We start from the raw sequence: 18415 nt of genomic DNA on the forward strand, positions 1-18415 counted from the left end.
GCCTTCCCCTAGGCCGCGTCCTGTGGGCCGGGGCCGAAGCGGTCGCGGGAGCTCTCGATGTGGCGCAGATGGCGCTGGGTCCAGTCGCACATCAGGTCGACCGTCTCGCGGAGTCCGCGGCCCGGTCCGGTGAGGGTGTACTCCACCTTCGGCGGGACGGTGGGGTGCACGTTCCGTTCGACCAGGCCGTTGCGTTCCAGCATGCGCAGGTTCTGGGTCAGCATCTTGTGGCTGATGCCCTCGACCTCGTCCCGCACCTCCCCGAAGCGCAGGGTGCGCTCCCCCAGCGCCTCGATGATCAGCAGCGCCCATTTGTTGGCGACGTCGGAGAAGATCTCCCGCGCCAGCGAGTCCGCGCGCCGGAGATCCGCGTCCTCGGGCAGGCCGCCGAACTGCTTGGTCACCATCAGGTTCCCCAGTCACCGAAAAGTGCGTTCTTCCATGTCGGCGCACACTCTCCTACGGTTCCTGAGTAACCACAAGAGACCGGGCAAGAGCCTCGGAGCAAGAGAACCCAGAGCAAGGCAGGGACCATGGCCATCACCCTCGTCAACCCGACCGGACTTCCCGAGATCGACGTCTACCGGCAGGTGTCGGTCGCGACCGGATCGAAGCTGGTCTTCATCGCCGGGCAGGTCTCCTGGGACGCGGACGGCGCCACCGTCGGCGAAGGCGACCTCGCCGCCCAGGTCGAGCGGTGCTACCTCAACATCGCCACCGCCCTGGCCGGGGTCGGCGCCACCTTCGACGACGTCGCGAAACTGACCGTCCACGTCGTCGACTGGACCCCCGACAAGATGCCGCTGTTCCTGGACGGGCTCGCCCGCGCGTCGGCGAAGCTGGGGGTCACCCCCGTACCGCCCGGCACACTGCTCGGGGTCGCGGCACTGGACGTGCCCGAGCATCTGGTCGAGATCGAGGCCACCGCGGTCATCGACTGACCGACGACGGCGTCGGGCCCTACGGCGGACCCCGGTGGCACGCCGCGCGCGGAGCGTCTGATTCACGCCGACTTTCACGGCGGATTCAGCCTCCGCGCGCAGGACTTACCCGTACGTGACCGATTCGCAATCGATTCCCATCTTGACCGAGACCCAACAAGTGCCCGCTCGATTACGCTCAGCTCTCATGCCCAGCGACATCGACCTGACCAACGACCGCCCCGTGTACGTCGTCGGCGGCGGCCCTGGCGGTCTCGCCGTCGCCGCCGCCCTGCGCGCGCAGGGTGTACGAGCCGTGGTGCTGGAGAAGTCCGCGGCCGTCGGGGCCTCCTGGCGCGGTCACTACGACCGGCTCCATCTGCACACCACCCGCAAGCTGTCCGCGCTGCCGGGCCTCCCGATGCCGCGGTCCTTCGGCCGCTGGGTCTCGCGGGACCACATGGTCCGCTATCTGGAGAAGTACGCGGAGTTCCACGGCCTGGAGATCGTGACCGGCGTCGAGGTCACCGGCGTCGACCGCTCGGCGGACGGCGGGAGCTGGCTGCTGCGCGCGACCGGTGGCCGGGAGCTGACCGGGAGCGCCGTCGTCGTCGCCACCGGCTTCAACCACACCCCGCGGCTGCCCTCCTGGCCGGGCGCGGAGTCGTACGGGGGTGAACTGCTGCACGCGGGTGCGTACCGCAGCCCCCGTCCGTACGCGGGCAAGGACGTCCTGGTCGTCGGCGCCGGCAACACGGGCGCGGAGATAGCCGTCGACCTGGTGGAGGGCGGCGCGGAGCGGGTGCGTCTCGCGATCCGTACCGTCCCGCACATCGTGCGCCGCTCCACGGCGGGCTGGCCGGCGCAGCGCACCGGCATCCTGGTCCGGCGGCTGCCGACGCGGCTGGTGGACCGGGCCGGCGAGATCATGTGCCGGATCGCGGTGCCCGACCTCGCGGAGCGGGGTCTGCCGCGCCCCGACACCGGGCTGTACTCACGGGTGCGTGAGGGCGCGATCCCGGTGCAGGACGTGGGGCTGATCGCGGCGGTGCGCAAGGGGCGGGTCGAACCGGTGGCGGCGGTCGAGTCGTTCGACAACAGCAAGGTGGTGCTGGCGGACGGTTCGCGGATCTCGCCCGAGGTGGTGATCGCCGCGACCGGCTACAGCCGGGCGCTGGAGGGCCTGGTGGGGCACCTCGGCGTACTGGACGAGCGGGGGCGCCCGGTGGTGCGCGGCGCGCGCACCTCCGACCGGGCGCCGGACCTGTACTTCACGGGCTTCACCAATCCGATCAGCGGGATGCTGCGCGAACTGTCCAGGGACGCGGAGCGGATCGCGAAGGCGGTCGGGACGAAGGCGCGCAAGGCGGAGGCGCGCAAGGCGGAGGCGCGCAAGGCCAAGAGCGTCAAGCCGCGCTGACCGGGGCGGTCCTGGCCCGGCTCCTGATCAGCAGGGCCATCAGCGCCGCCGCCGCGCACAGCGCGCCCGAGCCGTACCAGACCATGTCGTACGAACCGGTGACGTCACGCACCATGCCGCCCGCGAACGCGACGACGCCGGCGCCGACCTGGTGCGAGGCGAGCACCCAGCCGAAGACGATCGCGCTGTCGGCGCCGTAGTACTCGCGGCACAGGGCGATCGTCGGCGGGACGGTCGCGACCCAGTCCAGACCGTAGAAGACGATGAAGAACAGCATCGGCGGCCGGACGTCCGCACCGCCCTGCACGAGCAGCATCGGCAGGAAGAGCAACGAGACACCGCGCAGCGCGTAGTAGACGGCGAGCAGCCGGCGCGCGTCGAAGCGGTCGGTGAACCACCCCGACGCGATCGTGCCGATGATGTCGAAGACACCGATGACCGCGAGGAGCGAGGCGGCGGTCGTGATCTGCATGCCGTGGTCGTGGGCGGCGGGGATGAAGTGGGTCTTGACCAGTCCGTTCGTGGAGGCGCCGCAGATCGCGAACGTCCCGGCGAGCAGCCAGAAAGGGCCCGTGCGGGCGGCGTCGAACAGGACGGTGACGGCCCGCCGGGCCGCGCCGGTGACCGGGGGCGGCTTGGGCTTGAACTCCTCGGAGCCGTACGCGGGAAGCCTCACGTCCGCCGGGTGGTCGCGCAGCAGCAGCCAGACGAACGGGACGACGACCAGGGCGGACATCGAGACGGTGATGGCGGCGGGGCGCCAGCCGTGGTTCGCCACGAGCCAGGAGAGCAGCGGCAGGAAGACGAGCTGCCCGGAGGCGCCGGCGGCGGTGAGGATCCCGGTGACGAGACCGCGCCGGGCGACGAACCAGCGGTCGGTGACGGTGGCGGCGAAGGCCAGGGCCATCGAGCCGGTGCCGATGCCGACCAGGACGCCCCAGTAGAGGACCATCTGCCAGGCGGCGGTCATGACGACGGTGAGCGCGGAGCCGGTCGCGATGACGCTCAGCGCGACCGCGACGACCCGGCGAATCCCGAACCGGTCCATGAGCGCGGCGGCGAACGGCGCGGTCAGCCCGTACAGCGCGAGATTGACGGAGACCGCGAACCCGATCTCGCCACGCGACCAGTCGAACTCGGTGTGCAGCGGATCGATGAGGAGCCCGGGCAGCGAGGCGAAGGCGGCGGCGCCGATGATGGTCACGAAGGTCACGGCGGCGACGAACCAGGCCCGGTGGATCCGCGGCCGACGCCGACCGCGCGGGCCGGGGGCCTCCGCGGGTATCTCTGCTGGGGTCTCGGCTGTCTGTGTCACGTCGAGAAGCATCGGCGCCGCGGACGCGCGGGACGAGCGGCCCGAAGGCCAGCGGCCAATGGGATCGGGCCATGGGGTGGGGACGAGCCGGGCGCGCACGGCCGGTGCGCCGGACCCGGCCCGCAGCCGCCCGGCAGGGGTGCGCGTGGCCCGGCTACGGTCTGTCCCCCTCGGCTGTCGGGCAGGCGGTCCCGGGCCGGGCGGTGAGTGGCTCCGTGGTGGGCCGGTCCGTGGTGGGCCGGTCCGTGGTGAGCGGGTCCGGCGGGGCGGGTCGAGGGCGGACCACGCGCCGCAGTGCGCGGATCGGGCGGGCCGTGAAGAGGGCCACGCAGACCAGGACGTTCACCACCGCCCCGCCCACCAGCGCCTCGCGCATCCCGATCGCCTCGGCCGCCGGGCCGGCCAGTGCGCGGCCGACCGCGAGCATGATGAGGGAGCCCGCCACGTCGTAGGCGTGGAGCCGGTTCAAAGCCTCCGGCGGGATCATCGTCTGGACCGTCGTGGACCACATCACCAGCCAGAACGCGAAACCCGTACCGCCCGCGAAGAATCCGGCGGCGAGCACCGGCAGCGGGACGTCGTAGGCCAGCACCAGCAGGTTCGCGGCGACCGCGAACAGCGCGATCGTCCCCGCGAACAGCGGTCTGGCCGGGCGCAGTCGCAGCGCCAGCAGTCCGCCCGCCACGTTGCCCGCCCCGTGGACGGTCATCATCAGGCCGAACATGGCCGAGCCGTACCGCTCGGTGACGACCACCGCCTCCAGCGGGACCATCGGCCCGAGGACGGTCACGCCGTACACCGACCAGATCGCTATCACGCCCCACAGCCACGACCGCGCGCGGAACTCGCGCCAGCCGCCGACCAGTTCGGTGAGCATCGAGTCACCGCGAACGGCCTTCATGGTCGGCATCCGCACCAGGAACAGACAGATCCCGCTCATCCCGAACGTCGCCGCGTTGACCGCGAAGATCGTGCCGGGCCCGCCGAACCCGGCCAGCGCGCCGGCCGCGGCCGGACCCGCCATCGTCGCCAGGGACTCGGCGACCCGCAGCACCGCGTTGCCGCGCTGCACGTCGGGCGAGAGCACGGGCAGCATGCTGGCAACGCCGGGCTGGAAGAGTGCGGCGCCGAGTCCGTTGAGTGCGCTGAGCGTGTACACGAGCCAGAGCGGCGGCGCTCCCCCGGCGAAGATCACGGCGAGGCCCGCCGTGCCGAACAGCCGCATCACGTCGGCGAGGACCATCATCCGGCGCGGCGTGAACCGGTCGGCGAGCACTCCGCCGAAGAGAACGAACCCGGTGAAGCAGACCATCCACGCGCCGAGCGCGAAGCTGACGGACGACGCGCCGTGTCCCGATTCGAGCAGCCCGGCGGCCAGCGCGACGGGCACCATGCCGTCGCCGAAGCGCGCCACGGTCCTGGCGAGGAAGAAGAGCCGGAAGTTACGGTTCCAGAGAGGGGTTTCGTCGGATTTCACGGATCTCCCGGCCGGGCCGGGAATGGCGGGGTCCCTCGGACGCTTGGCAGTCACAGAGTCGACAGATATCAAGTGCTGGTCTGGACCACCAGGGGATTCTCGAATGACGGACAGCAAGGACGGCCCGGACAGCGCCGCCGGCCGGGAGCGGGCACGGTCACCGCGCGGCACCGCCCGGCCGCGCCACCGCGTCGTGGTCCTCGCGCTCGACGGGGTCCTCCCCTTCGAACTGGGCATCCCCCAGCGGATCTTCGGCCGCGCCAGGAGCCCCGAGGGCGCCCCGTTGTACGACGTGGTCACCTGCTCGGTCCGACCGCCGGGCCCGGTCCGTACGGACGCGGATTTCGACATCCTCGTCGAGAACGGCCCCGAGGCCATCGCCACCGCCGACACGGTGCTGGTCCCCGCCTCGTACGAACTCGGCCCGGTCTACGAGAAGGGCGTCCTCACCGACGAGCTGACCGCCGCCTTGGCGCATCTGCGGCCCGGCACCCGGCTGGTCTCCATCTGCACCGGCGGCTACGTGCTCGCCGCCGCCGGGTTCCTCGACGGCCGGCCCGCCTCCACCCACTGGTCGTCGGCCGCCCACTTCCAGCGGACCTTTCCCCGGATCAGGGTCGACGCGGACGTGCTCTTCATCGACGACGGCGACGTCCTGACCTCGGCCGGGGTCGCCGCCGGGATCGATCTCTGTCTGCACATCGTGCGCCGCGATCACGGCACGGCCGTCGCCAACGACGTCGCGCGGCGCACGGTCGTCCCGCCGCACCGGGACGGCGGCCAGGCCCAGTACATCCAACGCCCCGTTCCCGACGCACAGTTGGCGACCACCACCAGGGCCAGGGCCTGGGCGCTCGCCCGGCTCCACGAGCCGATCCAGCTGCGGGACATGGCGGAACAGGAATCGATGTCCGTCCGGACCTTCACGCGCCGCTTCCGCGAGGAGGCGGGGATCAGCCCCGGCCAGTGGCTGGTCCAGCAGCGGGTCGAACGGGCGCGCCATCTGCTGGAGGCGACGGATCTGGCCGTCGACCAGATCGCGCGCGACGCGGGATTCGGTACGGCGCAGTCCATGCGCCAGCATCTCCAGGCGGCGCTCGGTGTCGCGCCGACCGTCTACCGGCGTACGTTCCGCGCGGTCGACGGCGGGAGCCAGGGTCCGTGCGGCGACACCCGCGACAGCGGAGGTCCGGCGGCGCTCAGGCCTGTGTGAAGGCCTTCGACGAGCCGTCCGCCCCGGCGGGGGGCCGGTCCCGGTCCCGGTCCGGCTCCACGGACCGGCCGGTCACCGACAGGTCCGCCCCGTAGTGCCCGAGCCCGCCGAGCGGCGGGGGCACCGGCGGCTCGTACCGCGCCGCGGGCTCCGGTTCGGACCGGTCCACCTCGCACCAGATCCGCTTGCCCGAGCCCTCCGGCTGCCAGCCCCACCGGTCGGCCAGTCCGTCGACCAGCTCCAGGCCCCGCCCGTTGGTGTCCGCGCCCTGCGCATGGCGCGGACAGGGGGGACGCGCGCTGGTGTCGGCGACCTCGACCCGTACGGTCCCGGCCTCGGCGGCCCCGGAACCGAAGAGCATCCGCAGCACGGCCGGACAGCCGGTGTGCACGACGGCGTTGGTGACGAGCTCGGAGATCAGCAGGATCAGCGTCTCCGCCAGTGGCTCGTCGTCGTTCAATCCGGAGCCGACGAGCCGCGACCGCGCCCATCGACGGGCCCGGCCGACCTCCGCCGGATCGGCCCCGACCTCCAACTGCACCTGAAGAACCTGCACCGCTCACACCATCCGAACCGGCGGGCACATCGCCTCGCGCCTCGACAAGGTCCACGACAAGGTCACAGAACGTGATTCCCTTGTGGGACAGCATGGTTGACGTACAGTCACCGCAACAAGCGCTTCGGGCATATTCCAACGCGAAGGAGTACGCGTGAGCCATACTGTGCGACGCACTCTGCGGGTAGTCGAACAAGGACGCCCCCGGCGCCGCCGTACGGTGCGATCGGCGGGCATTCCCCGGTCCGGCGTCGCCGTCCTGGCCACACCGGATCCGTCACGCCTCACCACCGCTCGCACCCGAGCGAGGCTACCGGAGCCCGCCGCCGACTCCGGCCCGTGACGGGTCACCCGCAGGACACAACCCGGTATCGACATGTGCGAATGCCATGCCGTCACTCACGGTAACGCTCTCCGGTACGGCTCCGCCAGCTCCGCCGGGCGGTCCCGGGCCCCGGTCGACCTCGCGGTCTACGGCTCCGGCGTCACGTAGTAGGACGCGAACGCCGTCAGGATCTCCTCCTCGGTGATCCGGCCGTCACCGTCCCCGTCCAGCCCCCCGGCGGCCTGCGCGGCCACGCCCTGCTCCGTGCCCAGCACGATCAGCACCCGCTCGGCCGCCGCCGGGGTCACACCATCGCCGTCCTCGTCCGCGATGGCGATCACCGCGTGCAGGAAGGGCCGGGCGATCTCGGCGAAGCGCTTGGGGCTGTCACGCAGCCTCTTCGCGGCGCCGGTGATGAATTCCTGCCGGGTGACCCGCTGGTCACCGTCGACGTCCGCGATGCCCGCCATGCCCTGCCAGAAGGCCTCGGCCCCGCTGTAGAGGGCCTGCCCCTTGTCGGATCGTGCGGTGACGCCGAACTCCGCGAGCAGTGCCGCTGCCGCTCCGCTGAAGTCCTCGCGGTCGATGTAGCCGTTGCCGTCCTGGTCGAAGGCGGCGAACCGGGAGGCGATCTTGCCCTCGTACTCTGCGCTGTCCATGCCTGGGAGCGTACGACGCCATGGGGCCGCCATGTGAAGGCTTCAGGTCTGTCCGGCGGACGGACCTCAGGCGGAGAGGGGCTGCGCCTCCTCGTCGACGGCGTCGGAGACGTCCGAGTAGACCTCGAACAGGCGACGCACGCCGAGAGCCGCGAGAACGCGGTTCACGTGTGAGCCCTCCTCCGCGCCATGGGCGGGCAGGATCAGATGCAGCCGTCCCTGACAGGAGCGCATCAGTTTGCGCGAGGCGATCAGGACGCCGACACCGCTGGAGTCGCAGAAGAAGACCTCGGACAGGTCGAGAACCAGTTCGCGGCGGCCGGCCGCGACGGCGTCGTGGACGTGCTGGCGGACCACGGGCGAGGTCACGAGATCCAGTTCTCCGGTGATGCGCAGCACCGTCCACAGGCCGTGCTCGTCCTTCTCCACCTTGAGCGTCACGCCTGGACCTTCCCTCGTACCGAACCGGAGACTCTGTACGGAGTTCCGGACTCCGGTTCCGCACCGGAGGTCGTCCCTCTTCCTCGCGGCTGCCCGACTGACCTCGTATGAAACACAACGCGTCCGACGCGGCCGAATTCCTTATCATCGCGAGCGGCCTCCAGGGGCGCACTTGGCGCAAAGGGGCGCTCTTCGATGACACTGGCCAGTACATTCGGAAACGGCGGGGTCGCATCGCAGGTCGGGTCACGGAGCAGTCACAGGGCTGGGGGTCTCATGGCGAAGGACACACCGCCCCGCTGGGACCGCAGGATGCAGCAGCGGCTCGCGCGGGGCGAGGCCGCCGCGCTCGGTGAGCTGTACGACCGCTTCGCCTCGCTCGTGCACAGCCTCGCGCACCGGGTGCTCGACGACGACGAGGCCGCCGACCGGATCACCCGGGAGGTCTTCGGCTACGTGTGGGAGAACCCGGATGTCTTCGACCCGAAGCAGGGCTCGATGCGGTCCTGGATCGCCAAGCTCGCCCGCGTCCAGGCCGTGAACCGGTTGCGGCAGCTGGAGACGGCCGCCCACCGGGCCAGCGGCGAGGGCAGCACGGAGGAGCTGGAACAGAAGATCCGCGAGGCGTCGGCGGCCGCACGCGCCGACTACATCGTCACCTCCATGCCCGCGCCCCTGCGAGCCGCGCTGGACCTGGCGTACTTCCAGCGCCGCGACTACCGGCAGACCGCCGCCGACCTCGGAGTCACCGAGGACGAGGCGCGGCGCCGGCTGCGGCTCGGTCTGCAACTGCTCTCGTCGGCGAACGCCCGTCCCCTGGAGGGCTCGTCGCCGCCCGGAAGCGGGCGGTCGCTGTGAACGGGCCGCTCGACGGCGGCAGGAACGGCGACCGCGGCGGCGCCGACGAGCCCGACGGCGTACGCGGCATCCCGCGCATACCGGGCCAGCGCGCCGCCGCCGACGACCTCGATCCGCCCTCGACGGATGTGCTGCGCCGGGCCGTCGAGGGCAACGCCCGCGCCGCGCGGGCGGCGGAGCACAGCCGCGAACGGGAAGAGCCGGATGAACCGGATGCGACAGACGAGGCAGGTACGGCGGACAAGACGGCGGGCGTGGACTCCGGCGCGGGCGCGGACACGGTCCCCGGCACACCGCCCGAGCCCGCCCATCCGCCTGAACCCGCCGGGGAGCGGGAGATGACCGGCGGGCGGGACCCGTACGGTCCGCCGCCCCGCCCGCCGGCGGAGCCCGTCGGGCCGCCGCCCTCGCACTCCGTACTGAAGTCCCTGCTCGGCGCCTGGGCCCTGGCCGCCTGCTCGCCCGAGGAGACGACACACGTCGAGAACCACCTCACCGAGTGCGCGCCGTGCGCCGACGAGGCCCTCAAACTGCGGGACGCGGTCGGCCTGTTGCAGGCCGACCGCAATCTCGACCTCCCTCCGCTGCTCCGCTCCCGCGTGCTGGAGAACTGCCTCGGCCGCAGGGCCGCGCGTATCCCGGTGCCGTTGTGGGCGACCCCGTACGACGCCGAGACCGCCCGGCTCGACGCGCTGCTGCGCGACTTCGGCGACGCCGAGTGGCACGCGCCGCTCCAGCTCAAGTGGTTCGAGAAGGAGGAGCCCGCCGCGCGACGTGCCACGGTCGCCGGGGTCATCGGACACCTGATGACGGTCGACGGCCTGGTGGCCTCGGCGCTGGGACTCGACGATCCGCTGGGCGAGCCGGCGCCGCAGTCGCCGACCGAGCGGACCGAGGCGTTCTGGCGCAGGGCGCATCCGCCGCCCACCCGCACCATCCGCGAACCGTGGCGCGACCAGAGCCACACGCTGATCAGGACGGTCTCCTTCGCGGGGCGCGGTGTGGCCGAACTCTCCGTCCCGTACGGCGAGTTCGCGCTGCCGCTGCGCGACGCGATGATCGACCGGGCCTTCGAGTGCTGGATCCACGGCGTGGACATCGCCGAGGCGGTGGACTACCCGTATCCGGCGCCGAGCGGCCCGCATCTGCACGAGATGATCGACCTCGCCGCGCAGCTCATCCCGTCCGCCCTCGCGGCCCGCCGCCGCGCGGGCCTGGCCTCGCCCGCCCATCAGCTGGTCGTACCGGGGTCGCCGGGGCGCTCGCTGCATCTGGAGGTCGAGGGCCCGGGCGGCGGGAACTGGTACATCGCGCTGGACTCACCGGCCGCGGTCGGCACGGCGGAGCGCGCGGTGGCCCAGGTCGCGCTGGACGGCGTCGAGTTCTGCCAGCTGGTCGCCGGGCACATCTCGCCCGAGGAGGCCGCGGCCGGACAGGACGGCGACCGCGAGGCGATCCGGGACGTGCTGTTCGCGGCGGCCTCGCTGAGCCGGCTCTGACGGTCGGCTTCGACGACCGGCTCCGGCGACCGGCTCCGGCGTTCGGCTGGGCCCTGTCCGGCCGATCATATGACCGGAGCTTGTCCCGAGTGGGAACGGTTGCGGCCGTTCTTGCCCGTCGGTAACGGCCGTTGTGGCCGGTGGCGGGATCACCGGAAGGTGATCGACGGAATTCGACTGCCGCGCCGTTTCCGGGCCAATCGCGGCGTGCCCTCGGAGCAACGTGATACTTCGCTCCGTACTGTGCCCGGCATGGCTGAACGAATGAGTGAGGACGTGTGGAAGGCCTTCATCGGAGAAGGCACTCGCACCGGCAAGCTGTCCACGGTCCGGGCGGACGGCAGCCCGCACATCGCGCCCATGTGGTTCCTGCTGGACGGTGAAGATCTCGTTTTCACCACCGAGAACACGACGGTGAAAAGCCGCAATCTTCTGCGGGACGAACGGGCCGCGATGTGCGTCGACGACGAGCGCCGCCCTATTCCTTCGTGGTGCTGCGGGGACGCGTGGCGATCTCGGAAGACCCCGGGCAATTGCTCACCTGGGCGACGAGTATCGCCGCGCGGTACACGGGCGAGGACCGTGCGCGGGAGTTCGGGGAGCGCAACAGCGTCCCGGGCATGCTACTGGGGCGGATGCGGATCGAGCACGTCACCGCCTACGCGGCCATCGCCTGATTCCTGTAGGTGGCCGCGGCGGCCTGCCTGGTCCCGGCCGGGTACGCGAAAGCCGTCGCCGCTGATTCCGTCTCTTCGATCTCTTGGCGAGCTTCATCACCTGGAAGGTTTGAGCATGCGCGTGGACATCTCGCGTGAGACCGCGGTTCCCGAAGTATTCGAGACAGTCACGAAACTGATGGTGAATGGGCGCCCATCCGTCCTGAGCATCGACACACGCGTCACGCTCCTGGACGCACTGCGCGATCACTTGGGTCTGGTGGGAACGAAGAAAGGCTGCGACCAAGGAGCCTGCGGTGCCTGCACAGTGCATGTGAATGGGAAGCGGGTGCTCTCGTGTCTCACTCTCGCGGCACAGTGCGAGGGCCGCGCGGTGACGACGATCGAGGGGATCGCACGCGCGGGCGCGACGCATCCCGTACAGGAAGCATTCGTCGCACGGGACGGCTTCCAGTGTGGATTCTGCACGCCGGGACAGATCATGTCGGCGATCGCCCTCATCGACGAAGAACGAGCCGGAACAGATGACGACATCCGTGAATTCATGAGCGGAAACCTCTGCCGGTGCGGCGCCTATCCGAACATGGTGGCGGCGATCCGCGACGTGGCCTCCGAGGGGAGAGGCAATGCGGCCATTTGAGTATGTCCGGGCGACGGAAGTCTCCGACGCGGTGCGGCTGGTCTCGGCCCGTCCCGACGCCGCGTATCTGGCCGGAGGGACGACGCAGCTCGATCTGATGAAGGACGGGGTGCTCGGCCCGGGCATGCTGGTCGACATCACGCGTCTCCCACTGGCCGGTACCGAGCGGCGGGGCGAGGCGCTCCACGTCGGCGCCCTGACGACGATGGAGGAACTGGCGGCCGATCCGACAGTCGCCGAGCGCCTGCCTCTGGTCCGGGAGGCGTTGCTGAAGGGCGCGTCCACCCAGCTGCGGAACATGGCGACGATCGGCGGAAACCTGCTGCAGCGGACGCGCTGCCGGTACTTCCGGGACCCCGACGTCCCGAAGTGCAACAAGCGCCTCCCCGGGTCCGGTTGTGCGGCCGTCGAGGGGGTGCCCCGTATGCACGCCGTCCTCGGCGCGAACGAGCGGTGCATCGCCCTGCACGCCTCGGACCTCGCCGTCCCCCTGGTGGCACTCGACGCCGTGGTGCGCGCCCAGGGCCCCACGGGCGAACGGCGGATCCTGCTGAGGGACTTCTACCTCCTGGCATCGGAGAGTCCGGACGTCGAGAACCACCTTGTACACGGCGAACTGATCACTGCCGTCGAGATCCCGCTGCTTCCCGCCGGGGCCGTCTCGGGCTACCTGAAAGTACGGGACCGGATGTCCTACGAGTTCGCGCTCACCTCGGCCGCGGTGGCCCTGGTGGTCTCCGACGGGATCATCCACGAGGCCAGGATCGGGCTCGGCGGGGTGGGCAGCCGGCCTTGGCGGGCGCTGGACGCGGAGCGCGAGCTCGTCGGCTCGCCTCCCGGAACGGAAGCCTTCCAACGAGCGGCGCGGGTGGCCGTACAGGACGCGTGGACCTTGCCCGGCACAGCGTTCAAGGTGGAACTCGCGCAGCGCTGCCTGGTCCGCGAACTGCGCACCGTGTCAGGGGTGGCGGCATGAGCGAGACAGTCGTCGGGGCCGGGATCAGCCGGGTGGACGGCCCCCGCAAGGTGGCGGGCGCCGCTCCCTATCCGTCGGACTTCAACGTCCACCATCAGGTACACGCGGCGCTCGTCGGGAGCACAGTGGCCGCGGGCCGCGTCGTACGCATCGACACCGCCCCCGCCGAGGCCGCGCCCGGCGTGATCAGTGTGCTCACGCACCTCAATATGCCGAGGCTGGAGCGCGGACCCATGACGGCGCTCGGCACCTCACCGCCGCCACCGATGCAGGACAACCTCATCCGGCACTACGGGCAGCACGTCGCTCTTGTCGTGGCGGAGAGCCCCGAGCAGGCCGCGGCGGCGGCCCGGCTGGTGGCCGTCGAGTACGAGCGCACGGAGCCGTTGCTCGACGTGCTGGACCCGAAGGCCCCCCAGGTGACCGACCCGTGGGGGACGGACAGCGATCGCGGGGACACCGACGCGGCCCTGGCCTCGGCCGAGGTGAAGGTCACGCAGACCTACACCACCCCGGACAACACCAACAGCCCGCTCGGTCTCTTCGCCACCCTCGCGATCTGGGACCGGGACCGGCTCACCGTCCACGACACCACCCAGTGGCCCTCCATGGTCAAGGCGACACTGGCCGCCGTCTTCAAGGTCCCGGAGAGCTCCGTTCGCGTACTGGTGCCGTACGTGGGAGGTGCCTTCGGCGCCGGCCTGCGGGCCTGGCAGCACGTGATCCTCACCGTCGCCGCGGCCCGGCTGATCGGCCGGCCGGTGAAGCTCGTGCTGACCCGGCCCCAGATGTTCAGTTGCGTCGGACATCGGCCCGACACGGTGCAGCGGGTGTCGCTCGCCGCGAACCGGAGCGGAGAGCTGACGGCGATCGACCACCGCACCGTCTCGTCGCTGGCCATGGAGGACGACGACTACGAGGCCGTCTCCGCGGGTTCGGCATTCGCCTACCGGTGCCCGAACGTGGTCACCCGGGACGTCCAGGCGCGTCTGAACCGGCCTGCCCCCTGCTCGATGCGCGCCCCTGCGGAAGGCCAGGGCAATTTCGCTCTGGAGTCCGCGATGGACGAGTTGGCCTACGCCCTGGCGATGGACCCGCTGCAGCTGCGTCTGCGCAACGAAACCGACGTCGACCCGCGGTCGGGCCTGCCCTGGTCGGGCAAGGCGTTGCGGGAGTGCTACCAGGTGGGGGCCGAGCGTTTCGGGTGGTCGTCCCGGGACCCCGAGCCGGGCTCCATGCGGGACGGCGACTGGCTCATCGGATACGGGATGGCCGGATGCAGCTACCCGTGGTACTCGGTGCCCTGCTCCGCGCGGGCCACTGTCGGCCGGGACGGGAGCGCGCTGGTGCTCAGCGCCGTCACCGACATCGGAACCGGCACCTACACGGTGATGACCCAGGTCTCGGCGGAGCATCTCGGACTCCCCCTCGGCGTGGTCCGCTTCGACCTCGGCGACTCCGACATGCCGGCCGCTCCCCAAGCGGGCGGCTCCGGACTCACCGGATCCCTGGGGAACGCCGTCGTCGACGCCTGCGGTCGCCTCGTCCGCCGGTTCGCCGAGCTCGCCGCGGAAGACGGCGAGTCGCCATTGCACGGTGTCCCGCCGGAAGCGGTGACCGCCGGCGACGGACGTGTCCACGTGAAAGGCGAGCCCTCCCGGGGCGAGTCCTACATCGACATCCTCAGCCGTCAGGGGCTGGCGGAACTTTCGGCGGACGGTTCGAGCACGCCCGCTTCCCCGGAGGATCTCGGCATGGCGCCGTCCGGCGCTTTCGGCGCCAAGTTCGTCGAGGTGCGGGTCGACCGCGACCTGGGGCTGGTGCGGATCGCGCGGGTGGTGTCGGTCATCGACGGGGGCCGCATCCTCAACGAGAAGACCGGCCGGAGCCAGATCATCGGCGCGACGATCGGCGGTATCGGCCAGGCGTTGTTCGAGGACACCGTCACCGACCCGCGCACCGGTCGAATCGCCAACGGCACGTTCGGGGACTACCTCGTCCCCGTCAACGCCGACATTCCCGACCTGGACGTCGTCTTCGTCGGCGGACCGGACCGCTTCTCGCCGATCGGTACCAAGGGCATCGGCGAGATCGGCCTGGTGGGCATCGCCGCCGCCGTGGCCAACGCGGTCCACCACGCGACCGGCAAGCGCATCCGCTCACTGCCCATCACCATCGACGACCTTCTGTGACGGCGGGGCACGGCAGCGAGGCGACTCGACTGCCGGGCCCTGCGATGATCCGCCGGACAGGGCCTAGCCGAAGATCACCGTGCGGCGGCCGTTCAGCAGGATCCGGTGCTCGGCGTGCCACTTGACCGCGCGGGCCAGCGCCTGGCACTCCACGTCGCGGCCGATCGCGACGAGTTGCTCCGGGGTGACCTCGTGGCCGACGCGCTCGACCTCCTGCTCGATGATCGGGCCCTCGTCGAGGTCGGCCGTCACGTAGTGCGCGGTCGCGCCGATCAGCTTCACACCCCGGGCGTGCGCCTGGTGGTACGGCTTCGCGCCCTTGAAGCTCGGCAGGAAGGAGTGGTGGATGTTGATGATCCGGCCGTTCAGCTGCTTGCACAGATCGTCCGAGATGACCTGCATGTAGCGGGCCAGCACGACCAGTTCGACGTCCTCCGCGCGGACCAGCTCCAGCAGCTCGGCCTCGGCCGCCGCCTTGGTGTCCTTGGTGACGGGGATGTGGTGGAAGGGGATGTCGTACGAGGCGACCAGCTCGGCGAAGTCCGTGTGGTTGGAGACGACGGCGGCGATGTCCACGGGGAGCGCGCCGGTCCTGGACCGGAAGAGCAGATCGTTCAGGCAGTGGCCGAACCTGCTGACCATCAGGACGACCCGCATCCGGTCCACGGCACGGTGGAGCTGCCAGTCCATCCGGAAGGAGTCACCCACCGCGGCGAAGCTCGCGCGCAGCTTCTCCACGGTCACCGGCACCTCGGCCGAGAAATGGACCCGCATGAAGAAGAGCCCGGTGTCGCGGTCGCCGAACTGCTGGCTGTCCTCGATGTTGCACCCGGTCATGAAGAGAAAGCTGGACACGGCGTGCACGATGCCCTGTCTGTCCGGGCAGGACAGTGTCAGGACGTACTCGTCGGACGGGGCGGGCCGGTCGGCCCGGGCGGCGGGCTGCTGCGGGGAACTCATGACCCCAGAGGATCCCACACGGGCCCCGTACGGGGCGGTCGTGACCGCCAGGCGGACCGCGTCGGTATCCGGCGGCGGTGTCTGCCGGGTCGGTGAGACCGCGGCCGGGTCAGGCGGACCGCGTCAGGATCCGCAGCACGTCCAGCGAGCGCGGCACCGTGTCCGGGTCCTCGCCGTCGTTGACGGCCAGCCGTACGTGCGCCTCACGCGCCGCGCGTACCGCCTCCGGCCAGCCGTGGTGCTCCAGATACACCGATATCGGGGCGTCCGGCCCCACCTGGTGCATGATCCGCAGCACCCGCAGGACGGCGACGTCGACCAGCGCGGCCTCGCCGGAGTCACGGAAGATCGTCCCGACGTATTTCTCCGCCGACCAGTTGTCCAGCCAGGTGTCCTCGACCAGCCGGTACACGGCGTCGGTGACGTCGCCGTACCCCTCTCGGCCGGCCAGCCAGAACTCCTGGTGGAAGACGGGATCGGAGAGCATGTGCAGCGCCGAGCGCACATTGCTGCGCCAGCGCCACCAGGGAATGTCATTGAGCGGCATGTCGCCCATGGTGGAGGAGCGACGGCCGCGACGGGAAGAGTTCTCCGAACCTTGCTGCACAGGAGTCGATCGTACGGACCTCCGTGAGGCGATCGCGCGGGCCCCCGTAATTCACCTCGTCGTCATGTGCGGTTGAACAAGCTCCACCAGGCAGTTACCCATAGGCCGGAAGTGTGCGGATACATGACCGGTAGGCAGCAGCGCTCCTCCTCGCCCCGCCCCTTCCACCGGAATCCGGTGGTCCGCGTCCTGTGTACGGTCACGGTCGGGGCATCGGTGGTCACCGGGTGCGGCGTACTCCCTGGGGGGCCGGGGGGCTCCAGGGAGCCCGTCACCGTCATGACGTGGGCGCCGGAGGGCACGGCGGCGACGAACATGCCGGGCATGCCCGCCATGGCCAAGGCCTACGCGCGCTGGGTCAACGCGGCGGGCGGTATCGACGGTCACGAGCTGCGGGTGCTGACCTGCAACGAACGCAACACCTCGGCGGGCGCCGCCGACTGCGCCCGCCTGGCGGCCAAGAAGGACGTCACGGCCGTCGTCGGCTCCTACAGCCAGCACGGCGACGCGTTCATGGCGCCGCTGGAGGCGGCCGGGATCCCGTACCTCGGCGGCTACGGCATCGCCGAGCGGGAGTTCTCCAGCTTCGTCTCGTACCCGGTCAACGGCGGCCAGGCGGCGCTCCTGGCCGGCAACGGCATGCAGCTGGCCGGGGAGTGCGACCGCGTCTCCATCGTGCGGCCGGACACGATCACCGGTGACGCGATGCCGGAACTGCTCAACTCCGGTCTGAGCAGGGGCGGCGGAGGCGGCAAGGACGGCGGGGAGGCGGGCGGGGGCGACAAGGCGACGGACATCCGCGCGGCAGAGGACGCCACCGACTACACCGACTCGGCGGAGCGCGCCCGCGAGAACGCGTCCGACGGCTGTGTCACGGCGGTGCTCGGCGACCGTACGGAGACGTTCTTCGACTCCTACCGGCGGCTCTCCGACGACGACGGGAACATCCGCATCTCCTCGGTGCTGGGCAGCGTCGGCCAGCCCCTGGTGGACCGCACGGGCGGTTCCAAGGGCCTCTTCGAGGGCGCGTACGTCACGGGCTGGTACCCGCAGGCGTCGGATCCGGCGTGGGGGCCGATGCGAGACGTCATCCGTGAGCACGCCTTCGGCGACGACAGCATCGACCCGGCGGACCCGGGCGTGCAGACGACGTGGATCGCCTACACCGCCCTCAGGTCGGTCGTCGAGTCGATCGGCAGGGACACGATCTCCTCGGCCACGTTCTCGCACGCGCTGGACAAGGGCGCGAGGGTCGAGACGGGCGGCCTCACGCCCACGCTGCGCTGGCGGTACGAGGACATGCTGGGCTCGCCCGGCTTCCCGCGCATCGTGAACAGCGAGGTGACCTTCCAGGTGGTACGCGAAGGCCGGCTGGTCTCGCTGAAGGACGGCTTCGTGGACGTCCGCGGAACACTGAGCGACGCGGGCCCCAGCGCGTAGCGCCGGGGGCGGGTCCCGACGGCAGCGCCGTCCGCCCGCGGGGCGGGGCCGCGGGGCGGGACCGCGGCGGCCGGCGCGGTGCATCGCAGGGCGGAGGACCGGCGCCGTGGATGGACCGGCCGTACTCGGCCGACTCCGACAACGCAGGGGGCCACGGAGGAGAGGTGCCGTCACCGGAGCCCGCCCGCCCTCGCGGGTGGAGAGGCCGGCGACCCGTCGTGCGGTGCGGTGCCTCGCCGG

At 71.2% G+C, this 18415-nt stretch carries 17 protein-coding genes and 1 pseudogene; 10 read left to right on the plus strand and 8 right to left on the minus strand.

Annotated features, from left to right (window positions below; genetic code table 11):
- Positions 1 to 8 precede the first annotated feature (8 nt).
- On the minus strand, positions 9 to 407 hold the full coding sequence (locus SSPS47_RS13940) for a helix-turn-helix domain-containing protein (RefSeq protein WP_164251426.1): 399 nt from the start codon (positions 405 to 407) through the stop codon (positions 9 to 11).
- A 126-nt stretch (positions 408 to 533) separates the two neighbouring features.
- Between SSPS47_RS13940 and SSPS47_RS13945 the strand changes: the two genes are divergently transcribed.
- Both SSPS47_RS13945 and SSPS47_RS13950 read left to right on the plus strand, forming a co-directional pair.
- Entirely contained in the window at positions 534 to 941 is a 408-nt protein-coding gene (locus SSPS47_RS13945) for a RidA family protein (RefSeq protein WP_164251427.1), read from the plus strand.
- A 187-nt stretch (positions 942 to 1128) separates the two neighbouring features.
- Complete coding sequence (locus SSPS47_RS13950) at positions 1129 to 2340, plus strand: NAD(P)/FAD-dependent oxidoreductase (RefSeq protein WP_164251428.1); 1212 nt, start codon at positions 1129 to 1131, stop codon at positions 2338 to 2340.
- Here the strand turns inward: SSPS47_RS13950 and SSPS47_RS13955 are convergent.
- Positions 2327 to 3667, minus strand: coding sequence for an MFS transporter (locus SSPS47_RS13955; RefSeq protein ID WP_164251429.1), 1341 nt, complete (start codon positions 3665 to 3667; stop codon positions 2327 to 2329). The genes SSPS47_RS13950 and SSPS47_RS13955 overlap by 14 nt on opposite strands.
- A gap of 142 nt (positions 3668 to 3809) precedes the next feature.
- Positions 3810 to 5132, minus strand: coding sequence for an MFS transporter (locus SSPS47_RS13960; RefSeq protein WP_239064902.1), 1323 nt, complete (start codon positions 5130 to 5132; stop codon positions 3810 to 3812).
- 103 nt (positions 5133 to 5235) lie between these two features.
- On the opposite strand from SSPS47_RS13960, the gene SSPS47_RS13965 reads away from it, so the two are divergent.
- Entirely contained in the window at positions 5236 to 6345 is a 1110-nt protein-coding gene (locus SSPS47_RS13965) for a helix-turn-helix domain-containing protein (RefSeq protein ID WP_164251431.1), read from the plus strand.
- Here SSPS47_RS13965 and SSPS47_RS13970 read toward each other — a convergent pair.
- The 3 genes from SSPS47_RS13970 to SSPS47_RS13980 form a co-directional block, all read right to left on the minus strand.
- Entirely contained in the window at positions 6332 to 6901 is a 570-nt protein-coding gene (locus SSPS47_RS13970; protein WP_164251432.1) for an ATP-binding protein, read from the minus strand. The two genes, SSPS47_RS13965 and SSPS47_RS13970, sit on opposite strands and share 14 nt — an antisense overlap.
- A 471-nt stretch (positions 6902 to 7372) precedes the next feature.
- Positions 7373 to 7885, minus strand: a complete 513-nt coding sequence (locus SSPS47_RS13975; RefSeq protein ID WP_147876762.1) for an EF-hand domain-containing protein — start codon at positions 7883 to 7885, stop codon at positions 7373 to 7375.
- A gap of 66 nt (positions 7886 to 7951) precedes the next feature.
- A complete protein-coding gene (locus SSPS47_RS13980; RefSeq protein ID WP_147876761.1) occupies positions 7952 to 8326 on the minus strand; it encodes an STAS domain-containing protein in 375 nt (124 codons plus the stop codon).
- Positions 8327 to 8602: 276 nt separating this feature from the next.
- Between SSPS47_RS13980 and SSPS47_RS13985 the strand changes: the two genes are divergently transcribed.
- The 6 genes and pseudogenes from SSPS47_RS13985 (at position 8603) to SSPS47_RS14010 (ending at position 15168) form a co-directional block, all read left to right on the plus strand.
- The gene (locus SSPS47_RS13985; RefSeq protein WP_164251433.1) at positions 8603 to 9184 is read left to right on the plus strand and encodes a sigma-70 family RNA polymerase sigma factor; all 582 of its coding nucleotides are present in this window, start codon (positions 8603 to 8605) and stop codon (positions 9182 to 9184) included.
- The gene (locus tag SSPS47_RS13990; RefSeq protein WP_164251434.1) at positions 9181 to 10683 is read left to right on the plus strand and encodes a maleylpyruvate isomerase N-terminal domain-containing protein; all 1503 of its coding nucleotides are present in this window, start codon (positions 9181 to 9183) and stop codon (positions 10681 to 10683) included. Before SSPS47_RS13985 ends, SSPS47_RS13990 begins: the two co-directional genes overlap by 4 nt.
- Positions 10684 to 10935: 252 nt before the next feature.
- Positions 10936 to 11360 (plus strand): annotated as a pseudogene (locus SSPS47_RS13995) (PPOX class F420-dependent oxidoreductase).
- Between the two features lie 115 nt (positions 11361 to 11475).
- Positions 11476 to 12000, plus strand: coding sequence for a (2Fe-2S)-binding protein (locus SSPS47_RS14000; protein ID WP_164251435.1), 525 nt, complete (start codon positions 11476 to 11478; stop codon positions 11998 to 12000).
- Positions 11987 to 12976 (plus strand): xanthine dehydrogenase family protein subunit M, encoded by a 990-nt coding sequence (locus SSPS47_RS14005; RefSeq protein WP_164251436.1) that lies wholly within the window; start codon positions 11987 to 11989, stop codon positions 12974 to 12976. Before SSPS47_RS14000 ends, SSPS47_RS14005 begins: the two co-directional genes overlap by 14 nt.
- Positions 12973 to 15168, plus strand: a complete 2196-nt coding sequence (locus SSPS47_RS14010; RefSeq protein ID WP_164251437.1) for a xanthine dehydrogenase family protein molybdopterin-binding subunit — start codon at positions 12973 to 12975, stop codon at positions 15166 to 15168. The genes SSPS47_RS14005 and SSPS47_RS14010 overlap by 4 nt, the downstream gene beginning before the upstream one ends.
- A gap of 63 nt (positions 15169 to 15231) precedes the next feature.
- Here the strand turns inward: SSPS47_RS14010 and purU are convergent, their stop codons facing one another.
- Together purU and SSPS47_RS14020 are read right to left on the minus strand one after the other, a co-directional pair.
- A complete protein-coding gene (gene purU, locus SSPS47_RS14015) occupies positions 15232 to 16128 on the minus strand; it encodes a formyltetrahydrofolate deformylase (RefSeq protein WP_147876754.1) in 897 nt (298 codons plus the stop codon).
- A gap of 109 nt (positions 16129 to 16237) precedes the next feature.
- The gene (locus tag SSPS47_RS14020) at positions 16238 to 16675 is read right to left on the minus strand and encodes a hypothetical protein (protein ID WP_239064903.1); all 438 of its coding nucleotides are present in this window, start codon (positions 16673 to 16675) and stop codon (positions 16238 to 16240) included.
- 183 nt (positions 16676 to 16858) lie between these two features.
- Between SSPS47_RS14020 and SSPS47_RS14025 the strand changes: the two genes are divergently transcribed.
- Positions 16859 to 18175 carry an ABC transporter substrate-binding protein gene (locus SSPS47_RS14025; protein WP_164251438.1) on the plus strand — a complete coding sequence of 439 codons (1317 nt, stop codon included), beginning with the start codon at positions 16859 to 16861 and terminating at the stop codon, positions 18173 to 18175.
- The last annotated feature ends 240 nt before the right edge of the window (positions 18176 to 18415 follow it).

Origin of the sequence: Streptomyces sp. S4.7 (genome assembly GCF_010384365.1) — a bacterium.
Taxonomy (GTDB): domain Bacteria; phylum Actinomycetota; class Actinomycetes; order Streptomycetales; family Streptomycetaceae; genus Streptomyces.